17 protein-coding genes are annotated in these 17,778 nt (G+C 62.2%); 4 read left to right on the top strand and 13 right to left on the bottom strand.

What is annotated here, in order from left to right:
• The first annotated feature begins 21 nt into the window (after positions 1 to 21).
• Complete coding sequence (locus RSE12_03535) at positions 22 to 441, top strand: thioredoxin family protein (GenBank protein ID WRH63419.1); 420 nt, start codon at positions 22 to 24, stop codon at positions 439 to 441.
• Between the two features lie 67 nt (positions 442 to 508).
• Here the strand turns inward: RSE12_03535 and ccoP are convergent, their stop codons facing one another.
• From ccoP to ccoN, 4 genes are read right to left on the bottom strand one after another with little or no spacing between them, the layout of a single operon-like run.
• A complete protein-coding gene (gene ccoP, locus RSE12_03530) occupies positions 509 to 1,390 on the bottom strand; it encodes a cytochrome-c oxidase, cbb3-type subunit III (protein ID WRH63418.1) in 882 nt (293 codons plus the stop codon).
• Between the two features lie 3 nt (positions 1,391 to 1,393).
• Complete coding sequence (locus RSE12_03525; GenBank protein ID WRH63417.1) at positions 1,394 to 1,612, bottom strand: cbb3-type cytochrome c oxidase subunit 3; 219 nt, start codon at positions 1,610 to 1,612, stop codon at positions 1,394 to 1,396.
• A 9-nt stretch (positions 1,613 to 1,621) separates the two neighbouring features.
• Positions 1,622 to 2,347, bottom strand: a complete 726-nt coding sequence (gene ccoO / locus RSE12_03520; protein WRH63416.1) for a cytochrome-c oxidase, cbb3-type subunit II — start codon at positions 2,345 to 2,347, stop codon at positions 1,622 to 1,624.
• Between the two features lie 15 nt (positions 2,348 to 2,362).
• A complete protein-coding gene (gene ccoN / locus RSE12_03515) occupies positions 2,363 to 3,967 on the bottom strand; it encodes a cytochrome-c oxidase, cbb3-type subunit I (protein ID WRH63415.1) in 1,605 nt (534 codons plus the stop codon).
• A gap of 205 nt (positions 3,968 to 4,172) precedes the next feature.
• Here ccoN and RSE12_03510 point away from each other — a divergent pair, with 205 nt between their 5' ends.
• Complete coding sequence (locus tag RSE12_03510; GenBank protein ID WRH63414.1) at positions 4,173 to 5,021, top strand: universal stress protein; 849 nt, start codon at positions 4,173 to 4,175, stop codon at positions 5,019 to 5,021.
• Positions 5,022 to 5,315: 294 nt separating this feature from the next.
• Here RSE12_03510 and RSE12_03505 read toward each other — a convergent pair whose 3' ends face one another.
• Complete coding sequence (locus RSE12_03505) at positions 5,316 to 6,062, bottom strand: Crp/Fnr family transcriptional regulator (protein ID WRH63413.1); 747 nt, start codon at positions 6,060 to 6,062, stop codon at positions 5,316 to 5,318.
• Between the two features lie 91 nt (positions 6,063 to 6,153).
• On the opposite strand from RSE12_03505, the gene hemN reads away from it, so the two are divergent.
• Complete coding sequence (gene hemN, locus RSE12_03500) at positions 6,154 to 7,509, top strand: oxygen-independent coproporphyrinogen III oxidase (protein ID WRH63412.1); 1,356 nt, start codon at positions 6,154 to 6,156, stop codon at positions 7,507 to 7,509.
• A gap of 9 nt (positions 7,510 to 7,518) precedes the next feature.
• On the opposite strand, the gene RSE12_03495 is transcribed toward hemN, so the two are convergent.
• From RSE12_03495 to RSE12_03470, 6 genes are all read right to left on the bottom strand, one after another.
• The gene (locus RSE12_03495) at positions 7,519 to 8,742 is read right to left on the bottom strand and encodes a glycosyltransferase family 4 protein (GenBank protein ID WRH63411.1); all 1,224 of its coding nucleotides are present in this window, start codon (positions 8,740 to 8,742) and stop codon (positions 7,519 to 7,521) included.
• Positions 8,739 to 10,334: an ABC transporter ATP-binding protein gene (locus tag RSE12_03490; protein ID WRH63410.1), complete on the bottom strand. Its 1,596-nt coding sequence runs from the start codon at positions 10,332 to 10,334 to the stop codon at positions 8,739 to 8,741. The genes RSE12_03495 and RSE12_03490 overlap by 4 nt, the downstream gene beginning before the upstream one ends.
• Positions 10,331 to 11,443, bottom strand: a complete 1,113-nt coding sequence (locus RSE12_03485) for an ABC transporter permease (GenBank protein WRH64728.1) — start codon at positions 11,441 to 11,443, stop codon at positions 10,331 to 10,333. Before RSE12_03485 ends, RSE12_03490 begins: the two co-directional genes overlap by 4 nt.
• A 14-nt stretch (positions 11,444 to 11,457) precedes the next feature.
• On the bottom strand, positions 11,458 to 12,606 hold the full coding sequence (locus RSE12_03480; protein WRH63409.1) for a microcin C ABC transporter permease YejB: 1,149 nt from the start codon (positions 12,604 to 12,606) through the stop codon (positions 11,458 to 11,460).
• Between the two features lie 49 nt (positions 12,607 to 12,655).
• Entirely contained in the window at positions 12,656 to 14,518 is a 1,863-nt protein-coding gene (locus tag RSE12_03475) for an extracellular solute-binding protein (protein WRH64727.1), read from the bottom strand.
• 259 nt (positions 14,519 to 14,777) lie between these two features.
• On the bottom strand, positions 14,778 to 15,302 hold the full coding sequence (locus tag RSE12_03470) for a cytochrome c family protein (protein ID WRH63408.1): 525 nt from the start codon (positions 15,300 to 15,302) through the stop codon (positions 14,778 to 14,780).
• A gap of 125 nt (positions 15,303 to 15,427) precedes the next feature.
• On the opposite strand from RSE12_03470, the gene RSE12_03465 reads away from it, so the two are divergent.
• Positions 15,428 to 16,261 carry a prephenate dehydratase gene (locus tag RSE12_03465; protein ID WRH63407.1) on the top strand — a complete coding sequence of 278 codons (834 nt, stop codon included), beginning with the start codon at positions 15,428 to 15,430 and terminating at the stop codon, positions 16,259 to 16,261.
• Here RSE12_03465 and RSE12_03460 read toward each other — a convergent pair.
• Positions 16,258 to 16,731 carry an SRPBCC family protein gene (locus tag RSE12_03460; GenBank protein ID WRH63406.1) on the bottom strand — a complete coding sequence of 158 codons (474 nt, stop codon included), beginning with the start codon at positions 16,729 to 16,731 and terminating at the stop codon, positions 16,258 to 16,260. The genes RSE12_03465 and RSE12_03460 overlap by 4 nt on opposite strands.
• An 85-nt stretch (positions 16,732 to 16,816) precedes the next feature.
• Entirely contained in the window at positions 16,817 to 17,770 is a 954-nt protein-coding gene (gene nudC / locus RSE12_03455; GenBank protein ID WRH63405.1) for an NAD(+) diphosphatase, read from the bottom strand.
• Positions 17,771 to 17,778: the final 8 nt, after the last annotated feature.

Below are 17,778 nucleotides of genomic sequence, written 5' to 3'. Positions count from 1 at the left end.
CCCACAAGAAAGGCCCATTCCATGATCACCCGCCGCACCCTGCTTGCCTCTGGCGCTGCCCTGCTTGCCCTGCCCATGGCAGCGCAGGCCGAAATGGCCAAGCTGTTCTACACCCCCGGCCTTGCCGAAAAGGACATGGCCGATGGCCGCGTGATCCTGCTCGATTTCTGGGCCAGCTGGTGTTCCACCTGCCGCGCACAAGTCCGCGTGATGGATGAACTGCGCGCTGAGAACCCCGCCTATGACGCTGCCATCCGCTTCATCACTGTCGATTGGGATGAACATGGCGAAGGCGAATTGTCCAAAAGCCTGAACATCCCGCGCCGGTCGACGCTCGTTCTGCTCAAGGGGAAAACCGAACTCGGCCGCAGCGTCGCAGGCACGTCGCGTGACGAAATCAAGGCGCTGCTAGATGCAGGTCTGGCCGCCGCCGGGGCCTGACCGCCGCACAGGAAAAAGGCGGGGTCAACCGACCCCGCCTTTCCCAGGTTTTGTAAGATCGATCAGATCACTGACCGCCGCCGCGCGAATGGACATAGGCCGCCACCGCCCGGATCTCATCCTCACTCAGCCGCCCGGCCCAGTTCGGCATCACGCCGAACCGCGCGTAAAAGATCGTTTCCTTGATCTTCTCGCGGCTGCCGCCATAAAGCCAGATCGCATCGTTCAGGCGCGGCGCACCCTGCGTCGGATCGCCCTCGCCCACCTCCATATGGCAGGCAACGCAATTCTCGGCGTAAAGCGTGGCCCCTTCGGTGGCGAGCGTCGCATCATGCTCCTGCCCGGAAATGGCCAGCACATGTTCCACCACCGCATCAATCTGCGCGGGTTCCAGCAATTCATCCACCCCGAAGGCAGGCATCTGCGAATAGCGCGCATCCGGATCGGTCGTGTTGCGGATGCCATGGGTGATGGTCAGGTGGATATCCTCGATCGTGCCGCCCCACAGCCAATCATCATCCAGAAGGTTCGGGTATCCTTTGCCTTCCACCCCCGCCGCACCCGACCCATGGCAGGTCGAACAATTGGTGCGGAACACCGATGCCCCGGCCGGTTCGGCATAGGCCATCAGCGCGGTATCCGTCGGGATCGACGCCAGCGGCGCCGCGATCAAGGCCGCCTTGATCTCGGCATTGGCCGCATCAAAGCGCTCAATCTCCTTGACCACATCCGCCCGGGTTGAAGCGCCCAGAACCCCCGGCGTTGCCCCGTTGATCAGCGGCCAGGCCGGATAGGCGATCATGTATCCCACTGCCCAGACGATACAGGCATAGAAGGTCCACACCCACCAGCGCGGCATCGGGTTGTTCAGCTCTTCGATCCCGTCCCACTGATGCCCCGTCGTGCCGACTGGTTCAGACGGTTTCTTCGTCACTTGCTTGGCGCACATCTCTCACGCCTCCTTCTGGCTGCTGGCGGGGGCGCGATCCGTATCGCGCCCGGCCTCGCCCGCCGGTTTCGTCTCGTTTCGAAAGATCTGCATGGCGGCTTCGTCATGCACAGGGCGACTGCCGGGACGAAAGGCCCAGATCACCACCCCGATAAAGATCAGCGTCAGCGCCACCAGCGCCCAACTGTCCGCGAATTCCCTCAGAAAGCTGTAGGTTTCCATCTCGCCCCCTTACCGGCTCGCATCCGGGGTAAAGGTCGAAAAGTCGACCATCGTCCCCAGAACCTGCAGATAGGCGATCAGCGCGTCCATCTCGGTCAGTTGCGGTTGTCCGTCGAAATTCGACACGTTCGCCTTGGCATAACGCTCCTGCAACCCGGCATAATCGCTGTTCGGGTCGCCCTGCGCCGTGAAATCCGCCACCGCGTTTTCCATCATCGCTTCGTCATATGGCACGCCCACGAAACGATGGGTGTTCATGATTTGCGTGATATAGCGCCCGTCGATTTCGCGGTTCAGCAGATAGCCATACTTAGGCATCACCGATTCCGGCACCACCGATTGCGGATCGGTCAGGTGATCCACATGCCAGGCGTCGGAATAGCGGCCGCCAACGCGGGCCAGATCGGGCCCGGTCCGCTTTGACCCCCACTGGAACGGATGGTCGTACATCGACTCTGCCGCCAGCGAGTAGTGGCCATACCGCTCCACCTCATCCCGCATCGGCCGGATCATCTGGCTGTGGCAGACATAGCAACCCTCGCGGATATAGATGTCGCGCCCGGCCAGCTCCAACGGTGAATAAGGGCGCACCCCTTCCACCTTCTCGATCGTGTTCTCCAGATAGAACAGCGGCACGATCTGCACGATCCCACCGATGCTCACCACCAGAAGCGACAACACCAGCAGCAGGGTCGCATGGGTCTCAATCGCTTTATGCTTATCAAGAAAAGCCATCTCTCATGCCCCCCCTTACTCTGCCGGAACGAAGTTGTTGGCGTTGACGGGGGCCTTTGCAGGCTGCGCCCGCACCGTCATCCACAGATTGTAGGCCATGATCAGCGCGCCCGTCAGGAACATCGCCCCACCCAGACCCCGTACCACATACATTGGGAACTTTGCGGCCACCGTGTCGGCAAAAGCGTTCACAAGGAACCCGTTCGCATCCACTTCACGCCACATCAGGCCTTCCATGATGCCGGTCACCCACATCGACGACGCGTAAAGAACGATCCCGATCGTCGCCAGCCAGAAGTGCCAGCTTACCAGCTTCAGGCTGTACAGCCCTTCCCGGTTCCACAGGCGCGGCGTCAGGAAATACAGCGCGCCAAAGGTGATCATCCCGTTCCAGCCCAGCGCACCGGAATGCACGTGGCCGATGGTCCAGTCCGTATAGTGGCTAAGTGAGTTGACGGCCTTGATGCTCATCATCGGGCCTTCAAAGGTGGACATGCCGTAAAAGCCCACCGATACCACCATCATCCGGATGATCGGATCGGTCCGCAGCTTGTCCCAGGCGCCCGACAGCGTCATCAGCCCGTTGATCATGCCACCCCAGCTTGGCATCCACAGCATGATCGAAAAGGTCATGCCCAGCGTCGATGCCCAATCCGGCAGCGCGGTGTAATGCAGGTGGTGCGGACCGGCCCAGATATACAGGAAGATCAGCGCCCAGAAGTGGATGATCGACAGCTTGTAGGAAAACACCGGCCGCTCGGCCTGCTTGGGAATGAAATAGTACATCATCCCAAGGAAACCTGCGGTCAGGAAGAAGCCCACCGCGTTATGCCCATACCACCACTGGATCATCGCATCCTGCACGCCCGCCGTGACCTGCACGGATTGCGAAGAAAAGATCGACACCGGGATCGCCAGGTTGTTGCCCACATGCAGCATCGCGATGGTCACGATAAAGGCCAGCAGGAACCAGTTCGCCACATAGATGTGCGGCTCTTTGCGGTTGATCAGCGTGCCCATGAACACGGCCAGGAACGACAGCCAGACCACCACGATCCACCAGTCGATATACCAGACCGTCTCTGCATATTCCTTGGATTGCGTGCCGCCCAGAACATAGCTTGTCGCCGCCAGCACGATCATCAACTGCCAGCCCCAGAACACGAACCACGCGAGGTTCCCGCCCCACAGCCGCGCCGCGCTGGTGCGCTGCACGATGTAGAAGGACGACATGATCAGCGCATTGCCACCAAAGGCAAAGATCACCGCGCTGGTGTGCAGCGGCCGCAGGCGGCCAAAGTTCAATATCCCCTGCGCCCATTCAAAGTTCAGCGCCGGAAAGGCCAGCTGAAAGGCGATCCAGACCCCCACCAGGAACCCGACCACGCCCCAAAAGGTCGTGGCAATCACCCCGGCGCGCACCACGCCATCCAGATATTCATTCGGCGTCGCCCGCTTCGGCTCGCCCATCATGCGCAGCGTCCACATGAACGTAAGCCCTGCCGCCAGCATCACCACCAGCGCGTTGACCTGATAGGCCAGGTCCCATGCATAATTGGTGGCAATCGCGGCGAAAACCGCAATGACCCCCAGCACGACCAATTTCGTGTAATCCCACATTTCGCGTCCCTTCGTCTCGTGTCCCGGCCATGATCTTGAAAATCTGATCCAGCGGGGCCTCTTGCGACTGGAACGCTTTTGCAGCGCCCGGCCAAATGATGCCTTGATCCATATCAACAATCTGTGCGCCCCGGATTGACCTCTGTCAAAGCAATCCCCGCCACGCGGCGTTATGGCTGTCTCATCCAATGGAAGGAGGCACCCCATGGCCTACAAGACCCTGCTGACCGTCGCGACCCGCGCCGACCGCTGCGAGCTTGCAATTACAGGCGCGGCGACCCTCGCCACGGCCCATGACGCCCATCTTGATATTCTCGCCCTTGGCGTTGATGTCACGCAGATCGGCTATTCCTATGTCGGATCGGGGGCCGTCATCCTGCAAGCCACGCTTGACCGCGCGGAACAGGAAGCGAAAGAAATCGAAAAGGCCGCCCGCAAGGCGCTGGCCGAACAGGATCCCACCCTGCGCTACGCGCTTGAGGCGGCCATGACGCAGCTTGGCGCCCTTACCGAACTGGTGGCCCAGCGCGCGCGCTTTGCCGATCTGGTCGTCCTGCCGCGCCCCTATGGGCCGGGACAGGGCACCGAATCCGAAGCCGTCGTCGAAGCGGCCCTGTTCGAAGGCCATGCGCCAGTGCTGATTCTGCCCGACAGCGGCGCAGGCCACGCCGCCTCCCCCCGCCGCGTCGTAATCGCCTGGAACCAAAGCGCCGAGGCGATGGCCGCCGTGCGCAAGGCATTGCCCATCCTCAAACAGGCCGATCTGGTCAGCATCACGGTGATCGACCCGCCGCAGACGGGCGTCGAACGCTCTGATCCGGGCGGGATGCTGTGCCAGATGCTCGTGCGCCACGGGGTGAAGGCCGAGGTGACGGTGCTCGCCCGCACCCTGCCGCGCGTGTCGGATGTGCTGGCCCGCCATGTGCGCGACAGCAACGCCGACCTGCTGGTGATGGGCGCCTATGGCCATTCCCGCTTCCGCGAGGCGATCTTGGGCGGCGCCACGCGCAACATGCTTGAACAGGCCGAAATCCCGGTCCTGATGGCGCGCTAAGGCAAAAGACCCGCCCCGGATCACGTCCGGGGTGGGGATGCCCGCCCCTGACACAGCAGCGCACGCGCGATTAGTGCAAGCGAAACAGATGTCGGAAACCATCCCGAAATCCCGCTGGGTCCGCGCACCCGCACAAACCCCAACCTGCGCACCTGCGCACCGTTAACCACGAACCGCCGCCCCTCTCTGCGCAAATTTGTATGCACACTTTGCTGCACAGCGTGCTGCACACAAAGCTGCACAGGCGCACACGCCGATGCCTGCCACAATACCCATATAATTCAGAAGGTTAGATCAGTTCAGATAGCCGCCATCGCTATCATCGCCGGTCTCTTCCATCAACCGGTCGAAATCCGGCACGATGATGTGGCGCTTGCCTTCCAGCTCGATCACACCATCCCGCTTCAACGCGCTCACCTGACGGCTCACTGTCTCCAGCGTCAGGCCCAGATAATCCGCCATCTCTTCCCGCGTCAGCGGCAGATCGAACACGATGCCGCCTTTCGCGGTTTTGGGCTTCAGGCTGGCATCCCGCCGCGCGATGATCGCCAGAAGCGACGCGATCTTTTCCCGCGCCGTCTTCCGCCCCAACAGCAGCATCCACTCCCGCGCCGCATCCAGCTCGTCCAGAGTCATCTCCAGCAACCGCTGCGCCACATGCGGCGTGGATTGCATCAGCTCCTCAAAGGGTTTCTTGCGGAAACAGCACATGACCAGATCGGTCGTCGCCGTCACATCATAGGCCGCTGTCGACCGCCCCGGCCGCCCCACGAAATCCGATGGCAACAGCAACCCAACCATCTGCCGCCGCCCGTCTTCCATCGTCTGGGTCAAAGTGGCGATCCCGGTCACAACCGACGCCACGAAATCCATCCGGTCGCCCGACCAGATCACCGTCTGTCCGGCCTGATAGCTGCGGTAATACTTGATCTGTTCCAGCTTCGCCAACTCATCCGCTTCACAGCGCGAACAGACCGCACGATGCCGGATCGGACAATCCCCACAGTCATGCGACGCGATTTGCAGGTCATGATGGGCCATATGCAGCCTTTCCGTCCCGGCCCAGATCCCCCCGCGCTGCGATTTGATCTGAATCAAGGCTTAACTTTCGTTCACATCAGAAGCTATGCGAATGACACATGAATCGCAACTCACCCGCCTTGGTCTTTTTGACGCGCGCGTTCCGCGGTACACCAGTTACCCCACCGCGCCGCACTTCGCGCCGGGTGTCGGTGAAAGCGCGTTTGTTGAGTGGATACAGGCAATCCCGGCCGGTTCGGCTATCTCGCTCTACCTGCATGTGCCCTTCTGCCGCCGCCTGTGCTGGTTCTGCGCCTGCCGCACACAGGGCACCTCCTCCGATATCCCCGTCCGCGCCTATGCTGCCACGCTCAAGGCGGAAATCGCGCTGCTGAAACGCCACCTCGCCCCCGGCATCACCCTGTCGCGGCTGCATTGGGGCGGCGGCACGCCCACCCTTCTGCCGGCCGATCTGATGCGCGATCTGGCCGACACGATCTTTGCCACTGTCCCCATGGGCGACGGCGCAGAATTCTCGGTCGAGATTGACCCGAACGAAATTGACGAAGACCGCCTCGACGCACTCGCCGCCTCGGGCATGAACCGCGCCTCCATCGGGGTGCAGGATTTCGACCCCGAGATTCAAAAAACCATCGGCCGCGAACAAAGCTACGATCTGACCCGCCGCGTCGCCGACATGATCCGTGCGCGCGGCGTGCGCAGCCTGAACGCCGATATCCTTTATGGCCTGCCGCATCAGACGCGCACGCGGATCGCGGATTCGGTCCAGAAACTGCTCACCCTGACCCCCGACCGTGTGGCGCTTTACGGCTATGCCCATGTCCCATGGATGAGCCGCCGCCAACAGATGATCCCGTCCGACGCGATGCCCACACCGGAAGAACGCCTCGGCCTGTTCGAGACCGCGCGGCAGCTGTTCACCTGGGATGGCTATCAGGAAATCGGGATCGACCATTTCGCTCGCCCCGATGACAGCATGGCTATTGCTGCCCGCAACGGCACACTGCGCCGCAACTTTCAGGGCTATACCGATGACACCGCCCCCGTCCTGATCGGCCTCGGCGCTTCATCCATCAGCCGTTTTCCGCAGGGCTATGCGCAGAACGTCTCGGGCACCTCTGATTACACCAAGGCCATCCGCGCTGGCCATTTCTCCACTCATCACGGCCATGTCTTCGCGGGCGAAGACTTGCTCCGCGCGCGGATCATCGAAGCGCTGATGTCGGATTTCCACGTCAGCCGGGATGAGCTGTTGCGCAGCTTCGCCACCCCCGCCGACCGGGTCGATCAACTGCTCCGCGCGGCCAGCGACGCCTTCCCCGGCATGGTGGATCTGTCCTCCGATGGGCTGTCCATCCCGCCCAAGGCGCGGCCCCTGACCCGCATGATCGCCCGCGCCTTTGATGCCTATGATCACAGCAAGGCACAGCACTCTGCCGCGATCTGATCGCCTGCCTTACGGCGCAAAGCTTTCCACATGGGCCACCATGCGCGGCAGGCAGACACTGCGCAGGTCATACCGTTCCACCGCCGTTCGCCGCGCCGCATCGCGCAGGGGCTGAAACCGCGCAGGTTCGGCCAAAGCCTCGGTCAGCGTTCTTGACCATCCGGCAATGTCAAAGAAATCCACCAACAGCCCGTTCTCGCCATGCTGGATCACCTCGCGCACCGGGGCAGTGTCCGACCCGATCACCAAAGCCCCCGCCGCCATCGACTCCACCATCGACCATGACAGCACGAAGGGATAGGTCAGATAGGCATGCGCCCGGCTGACCTGCAGCAGGCTGGTAAAGGTCGCATAGGGCACCTTGCCGATGAAATGCACGCGGCTCAGGTCCAGCCTGTCGCGCACCTCATCCAGATAGATATCCTTCCAGCGCCGCCCGTCCTTGGGGGGCGGGCCATAGCTCACCTCATCCCCGCCCACGATCACCACCTGTGCCTCAGGCCGCGCCGCCATCACGTCGGGCAGCGCCCGCATGAAGGTGTGATAGCCGCGATAGGGCTCCAGATTGCGGTTCACGAAGGTCAGCACTTCCTCGCCCGCGTGCAGCACCCGCCCATTCGGCAGAGTGACCTGCGCCGCCGCATCGGGCCGAACCGCCTCGGTATCCACCCCGTCAAAGATCACCTCGATCATCCGCCGCAGCGCGGGCGGATAGGTGGATGCCTGCCATTCGGTGGGCGAAATCCCCGCATCAGCATGCAGCAGGGATTGCCCCAGATGCGCCGTCCGCCCCTGCGCGATCAGCACCTGATCGAACCCGGCATCGCCTGCCTCGGGGTCGAAGCCCACATCCGCGCCCCGCCCGCGATAATAGAACTCGGCATAGACGATCAGCTTCGCCTCGGGCCAGACCTCCTTCAGGAACAGCGTTTCGCCCCATCCGGAATGCCCGACAATCACATCCGGCACATAACCTGTCTCGCGCCGCAGCCGCAGGCAGCAGCGCGCCACCGTCACCCCCCGGTCGCTTTGCGTGGTGTAATTCCGCCCCAAACGCGACATGGCGGCATCCACCTTCGGGGCCTCGTGCTTGTAGCGCAGGGTCTGGGTCCGCGTTTCGCGCTTGTTGACCGCATCGGTCAGCGCCATCACCTCATGCCCGCGCCGCGCTAATTCGGGGGCAAGGTGCAGAAACTGGCCGGGGAAATTCTGGTGAACCAGCAGAACCTTCACGCCGCCGCCCCCCCGAAGGCCGCAGCCATCAGGGCAATCGTGTACGCATTCTGCGGCGATCCGAAAACCGCCGCGCTGTCGCCCGCCTCAACCACATCACCAGACTTCATCACCATTACCCTGTGCGAAAGCGCCTTCACCACACGCAGATCGTGGCTGATGAAGATATAGGCCAAACCCCATTTCCGCTGCAATGCCCGCAGCAGATCCACGATCTGCACCTGCACTGTCATGTCCAGCGCCGATGTCGGCTCATCCAGCACCACCAGCTTTGGCCGCAGGATCATTGCCCGCGCAATCGCGATGCGCTGCCGCTGCCCGCCCGAAAACTCATGCGGGTAGCGCCCCATCCAGGCCGGGTCTAGGCCCACCTCAGCCATGATCTCGGCCACCATCTCGCGCCGGTCGCGCCCGGGATCCACCCCATGCACGCCCAGCCCCTCGGCAATGATCTGCTCTGCCGTCATGCGCGGCGACAGGCTGCCGAACGGGTCTTGAAACACCACCTGCATGTCGCGCCGCACCGCGCGCAACTCACGCCCGCCCGCCTGCCGCAGGTCGCGGCCCATGAACACGACAGGCCCCTCCGATTGCGTCAGCCGCAGGATCGCCAGCGCCAGCGTCGTCTTGCCCGAACCGCTTTCGCCCACGATCCCCAAGGTCTCGCCCGCCCGCACCGAAAGCGACGCGTCATTGACTGCCTTCACATAACCCACCGTCTTGCGCAGCAAACCGCGCTGAATCGGGAACCACACCCGCAGGTTTTCCGTCCGCACCACTTCGGGCGCGTCTGTGGCAATCGGCTCAGGCATCCCCTTCGGCTCTGCCGCCAGCAGCTTGCGGGTATAGGGATGCTGGGGGTTGGCGAAAATCTCGGCCGCCGGGCCCTGTTCCACAATCTCGCCGCCCTGCATCACGCAAACCCGGTCCGCGATCCGCCGCACGATCCCAAGATCATGGGTGATGAACAAAAGGCTCAGCCCTTCCCGCGCCTTCAGTTCGGCCAGCAGGTCCAATATCTGCGCCTGAATCGTCACGTCCAGCGCCGTGGTCGGTTCATCCGCGATCAGCAGTTCCGGCCCGTTGGCCAGCGCCATCGCAATCATCACCCGCTGCCGCTGCCCACCTGACAGCTGATGCGGATAGGCCCCCAGCCGGCTTTCGCCATCGGCAATGCCCACCTTGTGTAGCAGTTCCACGATCCGCGCCCGCGCCGCATCGCCCGACAGGCCCTGATGCAAGGCAAGGCTCTCGCCCAACTGCCGTTCGATCGTGTGCAGCGGGTTCAGGCTCGTCATCGGTTCCTGAAAGATGAAACTGATGTCATTGCCCCGCACGCGGCGCAGGTCCGGCTCACTCGCCCCCACCATCTCGCGGCCCAGGTATCGGATGGACCCCTCCACCGCCGCGCTGTCAGGCAGCAGCGATACGGTGGACAGCGCGGTCACGGATTTCCCCGATCCGCTCTCCCCCACCAATGCCACCGTCTCACCTTTGCCGACGGTGAAACTGACACCCTTCACCGCCTCGATCACGCGCCCGTCCTGACGGAAGCGCACAGTCAGCCCCTCAACCTCCAGCACCGTGGTCATCGGAAGGTTTTCCTCGGGTCAAAGGCATCGCGCACACCTTCAAAGATGAACACAAGCAGGCTCAGCATGATGGCAAAGGTGAAAAACGCGGTGAAGCCAAGCCAGGGCGCCTGCAAATTCTGCTTTGCCTGTTGCGTCAGCTCGCCCAAGGACGGCGCGCTTTCGGGCAGGCCAAAGCCAAGGAAATCCAGCGTGGCAAGGCTGCCGATAGTGCCAGTGATGATGAAGGGCAGCATGGTCAGCGTGGCCACCATCGCATTGGGCAGCACGTGACGGAACATGATCACCGCATCCGGCACGCCCAAGGCACGCGCCGCGCGGACATATTCGAAATTCCGCGCCCGCAGGAACTCTGCCCGCACCACGCCCACCAGCGCCGTCCAGCCGAACAGCACCATCAGCCCGACCAACAGCCAGAAATCCATGGTAAAGATCGCGGCCACAATAATGATGATGTACAGACTTGGCGTTGCGCCCCAAATCTCGATCACGCGCTGAAAGATCAGGTCGGTCAGCCCACCGAAATAGCCTTGCACCGCCCCGGCTGTGATACCCACCACCGATGTGATCAGCGTCACGATCAGCGCGAAACTCACCGAAAGCCGGAAGCCATAGATCACCCGCGCCAGCACATCCCGCGCCGTGTCATCGGTGCCCAGCCAGTGGTTGGCATCCGGGGCCGAAGGGGCCGACCCTTCCAGATCGTTGATCGTGTTATAGCTATAGGGGATCGGCGGCCAGACGATCCAGCCCTGTACGAACTCCGGGTCCGCTGCCGCGCGGCTGCCATCTTCCACCTGCGCGATCACGCCTTCCGGATCATCCCAACAATCCAGACTTCCGCCCGACTGGATCAGGCATTTCACCTCGATATCGGTATATTTCGCCTCGGTCCGGAAATCCCCGCCAAAGGCGGTTTCGGGATAGAACTTCAAGAACGGCGTATGCAACTCGCCCCGGTAACTTACCAACAGCGGGCGGTCATTGGCGATCACCTCGGCGCATAGCGTGATGCCATAGAGCACAAGGAAAATCCAAAGCGACCAGAACGCCCGGCGGTTGGCCGTAAAGTTGCGCCAGCGACGCTGGTTCAGCGGGGACAGCTTCAAGAACATGGCGGCCATCATGTCCTCCGCGTGCCAAAGTCGATGCGCGGGTCGATCCAGACATACATCAGGTCTGAAATGATCCCCATCACCAACCCGATCAGCCCGAAAAAGAACAGCGTGCCGAAGATCACCGGATAATCCCGTTCCACCGCCGCGCGGAACCCAAGCTGCCCCAGACCATCCAGCGAAAAGATCGTCTCGATGATCAGGCTGCCACCAAAGAAGACAGACACGAACAGCGCCGGAAAGCCCGCGATCACGATCAGCATCGCATTGCGGAACACATGGCCGTACAGAACGCGGCTTTCCTTCAACCCCTTGGCGCGGGCGGTCATCACGTATTGCTTCTTGATCTCGTCCAGAAAGCTGTTCTTCGTCAGCAGCGTCAGTGTGGCAAAGCTGGAAATCGTTGACGCGATCACCGGCAGGGTGATGTGCCACAGATAATCCAGCGCCTTCCCGAACAGGCTCAACTGTTCGAAATTGTCACTCGTCAGCCCGCGCAAGGGAAAGATCTTGTAATACGATCCCCCCGCAAACAGCACCAACAGCAGGATGGCGAACAGGAAACCGGGAATGGCATAGCCCACGATGATCGCGCCGCTGGTCCATGTGTCAAAGGGCGTGCCATCGCGCACCGCCTTGCGGATGCCCAGCGGAATGGAAATCAGATAGGCGATAAGCGTGGACCACAGGCCCAGCGTGATGGAAACCGGCATCTTTTCCAGCACCAGATCGACCACCTCGATAGACCGGAAATAGCTCTCGCCAAAGTCGAACCGCATATAGTTCCACATCATGATGAAGAACCGTTCGGTGGTGGGGATCACTTCCTTGCGGCATTCCGGGGCGGTCACCGATGGCTCGCCCGTGAACCCGTCATCGCACACGATGCGGGCAAAGCCGAACTGCACCTCCAGCGCCGCCAGAAACTCGGGCGGCAGGCCCCGCGCGCCGATATAGCCATCGTCGCGCCCCTGATCGACCCCGGCATCACCGCCGCCCGACACGCTTTCCAGCGCGTCGCCATCGCCTTCCAGCCGGGCGGCGACCTGTTCAATCGGCCCCCCCGGCACGAATTGCGTCAGGGAAAAGTTGATGACCATGATCCCGATCAGCGTCGGGATGATCAGCAGAAGTCGCCTCAGGATATAGGCGCCCATCAGCGCTGCCCGCCTTTCGTCACCGCGATGCTCACCGTCACGTCACCCGTCACTTCAACGCGCCGGATGCCCGCAACGCCTCGGCCTTGTCGGCGTTGTACCACCAGAAATCAAGCTCGCCCAAGGCATAAGGGGGCAGGTTCTCGGGATGTTCGAAGATGTCGTAATAGGCAAGGGTGTGGGTGGATTTGTACCACTGCGGCACCCAGAACCGTTCGGCGCGCAACACCCGGTCCAGCGCCTTGGTCGCGACGCGCAGGCTGTCATTCGACTCCGCCGCCATGACCACATCCACCAACCGGTCCACAGCCGGCGATTTCAGCCCCATCTGGTTGAACGAAGACACATCTGCCGTTTCCGACCCGTAATACTGCTTCAATTCAGCGCCCGAGATGTAATCAGACCGCGCATTGCCGGTGATGATGTCGAAATCATACTGCGGCGGGCGCGTCCGCGATTCCATCTGCGCATTGTCGATGGATGTCATCTTGGCATCGATCCCGATGGCCTTCAGGTTTTCGACATAGGGGTTGAACACCCGGTCAAAGCTCGGGCTATCGTTCAGGAATTCAACCGTCAGCACCTCGCCCGCCGCGTTGCGGCGCAGCCCGTCATCGCCCACAGTCCAACCCCCCTCATCCAGCAGGGCAGATGCCTTGCGCACATTTCCCCGGTCCAGCTGCCGGTCCCCTGATGCCGGCGCCATCACCGGCTCATCCGTCAGAATGCTTGCCGGAAGCAGTCCCTCATCCACCAGCGGCTGAAGGATCGCCACCTCTTCCGGCGTCGGCACCCCCGTCGCGGCAAGCTCGGTGTTCTCCCAAACCGAATGGATGCGGTCATAAAGCCCATAGAACAGCGTCGAATTCGACCATTCGAAATTGAACATCAACCCGATCGCCTCGCGCACGCGGGGATCCTGGAACTTTTCGCGCCGCAAATTGAACAGGAACGCCTGACCGCTGGCCTTGGCCCCTGACGGCAATTCCACCTTCTTCACCGCACCATCCGCAATGGCCGGGAAATCGTAACCCGTGGCCCATGTGATCGAAGATGCCTCGTTGCGGAAGGTATAGTTGCCCGCCTTGAACCCCTCGAACGCGGCCTGATAGTCGCCGTAATATTCGATGCGGATCGTGTCGAAATTCCCGCGCCCGCGATTGATGGGCAGGTCATTGCCCCAATAGTCCGGGTTGCGCTTCCAGACGATGTTCTTGCCCACATCCATCCGGTCCAGCACATATTGCCCGGTCCCCAAGAAGGGCGTCAGGCTGCTTTCTTCCATGTTCAGGTTGTTCGCCTCATAGTGCGCCTTTGACATGATCGGCAGGCCGCCCACCGATGCGGGCAGGTCGCGGGTGGGAATGTCGGGCTTGAAGGTGAACTTCACCTTGTTCGGCCCCAGCACCTCGGCGCTTTCGACCTGCTGGCCAAAGATGGTGCGGAAATCAGTCAGCCCCTTGGTCAGGAACAGGTTGTAGGAAAACACCACGTCTTCCGCTGTCATCGGCGTGCCATCGGAAAAGGTCACATCCGGACGCAGGTTGAAGATGACCCAAGAGCGATCTTCCGGATATTCCATGGTCTCGCACAGCAGGCAGTAGACAGTGCCGATCTCATCCGAGGTGCCGGTCAGAATTGCCTCATAAGGGGCCGAAGACAGCGCCGCCGCGCGGCCCTTTACCGAATAGGGGTTAAGCGAATCATAGCCGCCCGCCGTCCAGATCGAAATCTCGCCGCCCTTGGGCGCGTCGGGGTTCACGTAATCCAGATGCGGGAAATCGGCGGGGTATTTCGGCGGGTCGCCAAAAGTGGTGATGGCGTGGCTGACGATGACACCGTCCTGCGCGCGGGCCGCAACCGCCCATCCGGCCAGCGCCAGCACGGCAAAGCCGGCCCCGACCCATCGCATCGCGCCCTGATGCACCTGCGTCCGCGCCCCAGCCCGTGCCCGAGCCTTTGCCCCAATCCCTGCGCCCGTCCGTCCGACCATGCCCATCTCCCCTGCCACGGCGGCTGTCCCGCCCGTCTTGTTCAGATTTAAGCTAAATCGCATCCTGTCGAGGCCACAAGTTGCGTTTGCGTGAAACAAAGACACATGGCGCTCACAGGCATGAAAAAAGGGCCACTTCCGGCGGGAAGCGGCCCTTTTGTGATCTGTTGGTCAAGGATTACTGCACGGTCGCCAGATAGGCGATCAGGTTTGCCCGCTCATCGACCTTGGGCAGGCCAGCAAAAGACATCTTGGTTCCCGGCATGTACCCCTTGGGGTTTTCAAGGAAGCCGTTCAGGTTTTCAGGCGACCATACCTCTGCGGTCAACGCAGCCAACGCATCCGAATAGGCATAACCGGCAGAGGTCCCCTTCTGCTTGTCAACGATCCCGTTCAAGTGGGGGCCAACCCCATCAGACCCATCCAGCTTGTGGCAGGATTTGCACTTGGCAAAGACCTTTTCACCAGCGGCCACATCGGCCGCAGCATACAACGTCGCGAAATCGGGGGCGTCCGCTGCAACTTCGGACGACGCTTCGTCGGACCCGGTGTCGATGGAATAGGCCTGCGCGATTTCTTCGCCGCCATGGCTGTCATGGCCGACATGATAAAGCGAATCCCCCGCCCACGCCGCAAGCAGATAGACCAGCAGCGACCCGCACACCGCGCCCGTTGCTTTGGTAATCGTCATCGTGTCGAACATGTCGCGCCTTCCCTTGGCCGTCGTATCGCGCGGTATCTATCCGCTTCCCCCATAGGGTTTCAAGGTATACTAGCGCGACCAATCGCCCCTGTTGCGGGGTTTTTTGTTGACGGAGCCTCCCGGACATGACCGGACGCATCGCTTTCCAAGGGGAACTTGGGGCTTATTCGCATCAGGCCTGCACGCAGGCACGCCCCGACCTGCAGGCCGTGCCATGCCAGACCTTTGAAGATGTGGTCGAACTCGCCCGCTCCGGCGAGGTGGATCTGGGCATGCTGGCGGTCGAAAACTCGACCTATGGCCGCGTGGCAGATGTCCACAGCCTGCTTCCCAAAGCCGGTCTGCATATCGTGGACGAGGCGTTCGTCCGCGTGCATGTCAACCTGCTGGGCGTGCGCGGCGCGACGCTCGACCAGATCACCGAGGCGCATGGCCATGTGGTGATCATCCCCCAATGCGCGGGCTTTCTGAAAGAACACGGCATCAAGGGCAAGGTCAGCACCGACAACGCCCGCGCCGCGCGCGAAGTGGCCGAACTGGGCGATCCGTCCCGCGCTGCACTGGCCAGCGAGCTTGCCGCCGAAATCTACGGGCTGGATGTGGTTGCCCGCCATATCGAGGATCAGGCCAACAACACCACCCGCTTTCTGGTGATGTCGCGCGACCTGAACCCCGCGCGTCGGGGTGGGGGCAAGATGATGACGACCTTCACTTTCCGCGTCCGCAACATCCCCGCCGCGCTCTACAAGGCGCTGGGGGGCTTTGCCACCAACGGCGTGAACATGACAAAGCTGGAAAGCTACATGGTGGGCGGCAGTTTCACCGCGACCGAATTCTATGCCGATATCGAAGGCCATCCCGAAGATGCCAACGTCAAACTCGCCTTTGACGAGCTGCGCTATTTCACGACGTCCTTCAACGTTCTGGGCGTCTACCCGGCCGATCCGCAGCGCGGTTAAAGCGTCGGCTGCCCGGCAAAACGCGCCTCAATGTCCTTGGCGATGCCCTGAAGCCGCGCGTCATACTTTCGTTGCACGCGGTTCTTGGTCAGTTTCATCGATTGGATAAACAGGCGCGCGGCAAGGGTGCGCGGCTTCAGATCCACCTGCATCAGCATCCGCGTGCGCTTTGCCGACAGTTCCACCAATTCGATGTTCATGTTGCCTTGTACTGATGGGCCATCGAAATCCAGCGCAAGGTTCAGGTTGGTCACCATTTTGGTCAGGCGCACCTGCAACTGCCGCTCGCGCCCACGCCAGGCAAAGCGCGCCTGCCAGGTCATGCCGGGGCCGGGATTGCGCAGCTTGTCCGTGCGATGCACATCGGCGCCGCGCCGCATCGCGGCCCGTTCCCACGCTTCGAAATCCGAAAGCGCAGCAAACACAAAGGCGACGGGCGCCCCGATATCCGTCCGACCGCTAAGCTTCATTCCAGTCCTGACCTGCCATTGGCACCCACCACTTTACATACACCGATAGTTCTACACCGGGTCGCCTTATCTGCTGAAGGTGGGGCTAATCAAGCCTGTCGGCAAGCCAGTTCGCAATCAGGAAATGCGCAATGGCACCGCGACGGGCTGGTCTGATACGCGGGTGCCGCCCTGCCATCACAGTAACCATCTCTTCGCGGGTAACCCAAAGTGCATCCTCCAGCTCTTCGGGATCGATCGTGATGGCCTCGCTTGTCGCCTCGCCCGCGCAGCCGAACATCAGGCTGGCCGGAAAGGGCCAGGGCTGGCTGGCCAGATAGCGCACCGCGCCCACCTGCACCCCGGCCTCTTCCAGCACCTCGCGGCGGACGGCGGCCTCCAGCGTTTCGCCGGGTTCGACGAACCCCGCCAGAAGCGAATACATGCCCTCGGGCCAGACAGCATTGCGCCCGACCAGCACGCTGTTGCCTCGGGTGATCAGCATGATCACCACCGGATCGGTTCGCGGAAAATGCGACGCGCCACAGGCCGGGCACACCCGTTGCCAGCCACCCTGCGCCATCTCGGTTCGCGCCCCGCAGGCGGCGCAGAACCCGTGGCTGCGGTGCCAATGCAACAACGCCTTGGCGGTCGCCGCCAGTTCAGCATCACGCGGCGACAGTGCCGCCATCACACCGCGCAGTTCCAGAAAGGAAAACCGGTCATCCAGCGCCGGGTGGCGCTGCTCGGACGTATCCAGAAACCCCTGTTCCACACCTGCGGCCCCCGCCTCAGGCGACCAATGCGACGTATCGCAGGCAAAAACGGCCTGACCGTCATCAAGACCCAGAAAAACCGGCGCCCCCGCCCCGGCCAGAACCGGGCTATCCGCCGTAACCCATCCCAGGCTTTCCCCGCCATCACACAGCGGCTTGCCCCGCCAGACCGGCATGACACAGCCCGAGGCCAGCAGCGCCGCAAGTTTCGCCGGGTCACCGCGCAGCGCGGCGGCGCGATCCAGGGCCGATCCGCCAAAGGTCACCGTTTCTGCAATCCGCATCCGTCCCT

The sequence above is a fragment of the Fuscovulum sp. genome, from assembly GCA_035192965.1.
In the GTDB taxonomy this organism is placed as follows: domain Bacteria; phylum Pseudomonadota; class Alphaproteobacteria; order Rhodobacterales; family Rhodobacteraceae; genus Paragemmobacter.
Note: the sequence above shows the minus strand (reverse complement) of the source record. Positions and strands in the feature narration are given on the sequence as shown.

Bases quoted from the DNA above. Each gene is read 5' to 3' on its own strand.
- RSE12_03465 (WRH63407.1), top strand. From the start codon at position 15,428: ATGACCGGACGCATCGCTTTCCAAGGGGAACTTGGGGCTTATTCGCAT.
- RSE12_03490 (WRH63410.1), bottom strand. From the start codon at position 10,334: ATGACCACGGTGCTGGAGGTTGAGGGGCTGACTGTGCGCTTCCGTCAG.
- RSE12_03535 (WRH63419.1), top strand. From the start codon at position 22: ATGATCACCCGCCGCACCCTGCTTGCCTCTGGCGCTGCCCTGCTTGCC.
- ccoP (WRH63418.1), bottom strand. From the start codon at position 1,390: ATGTGCGCCAAGCAAGTGACGAAGAAACCGTCTGAACCAGTCGGCACG.
- RSE12_03475 (WRH64727.1), bottom strand. From the start codon at position 14,518: ATGCGATGGGTCGGGGCCGGCTTTGCCGTGCTGGCGCTGGCCGGATGG.
- nudC (WRH63405.1), bottom strand. From the start codon at position 17,770: ATGCGGATTGCAGAAACGGTGACCTTTGGCGGATCGGCCCTGGATCGC.
- ccoN (WRH63415.1), bottom strand. From the start codon at position 3,967: ATGTGGGATTACACGAAATTGGTCGTGCTGGGGGTCATTGCGGTTTTC.
- RSE12_03510 (WRH63414.1), top strand. From the start codon at position 4,173: ATGGCCTACAAGACCCTGCTGACCGTCGCGACCCGCGCCGACCGCTGC.
- RSE12_03480 (WRH63409.1), bottom strand. From the start codon at position 12,606: ATGGGCGCCTATATCCTGAGGCGACTTCTGCTGATCATCCCGACGCTG.
- RSE12_03460 (WRH63406.1), bottom strand. From the start codon at position 16,731: ATGAAGCTTAGCGGTCGGACGGATATCGGGGCGCCCGTCGCCTTTGTG.
- ccoO (WRH63416.1), bottom strand. From the start codon at position 2,347: ATGGCTTTTCTTGATAAGCATAAAGCGATTGAGACCCATGCGACCCTG.
- hemN (WRH63412.1), top strand. From the start codon at position 6,154: ATGACACATGAATCGCAACTCACCCGCCTTGGTCTTTTTGACGCGCGC.
- RSE12_03505 (WRH63413.1), bottom strand. From the start codon at position 6,062: ATGGCCCATCATGACCTGCAAATCGCGTCGCATGACTGTGGGGATTGT.
- RSE12_03525 (WRH63417.1), bottom strand. From the start codon at position 1,612: ATGGAAACCTACAGCTTTCTGAGGGAATTCGCGGACAGTTGGGCGCTG.
- RSE12_03470 (WRH63408.1), bottom strand. From the start codon at position 15,302: ATGTTCGACACGATGACGATTACCAAAGCAACGGGCGCGGTGTGCGGG.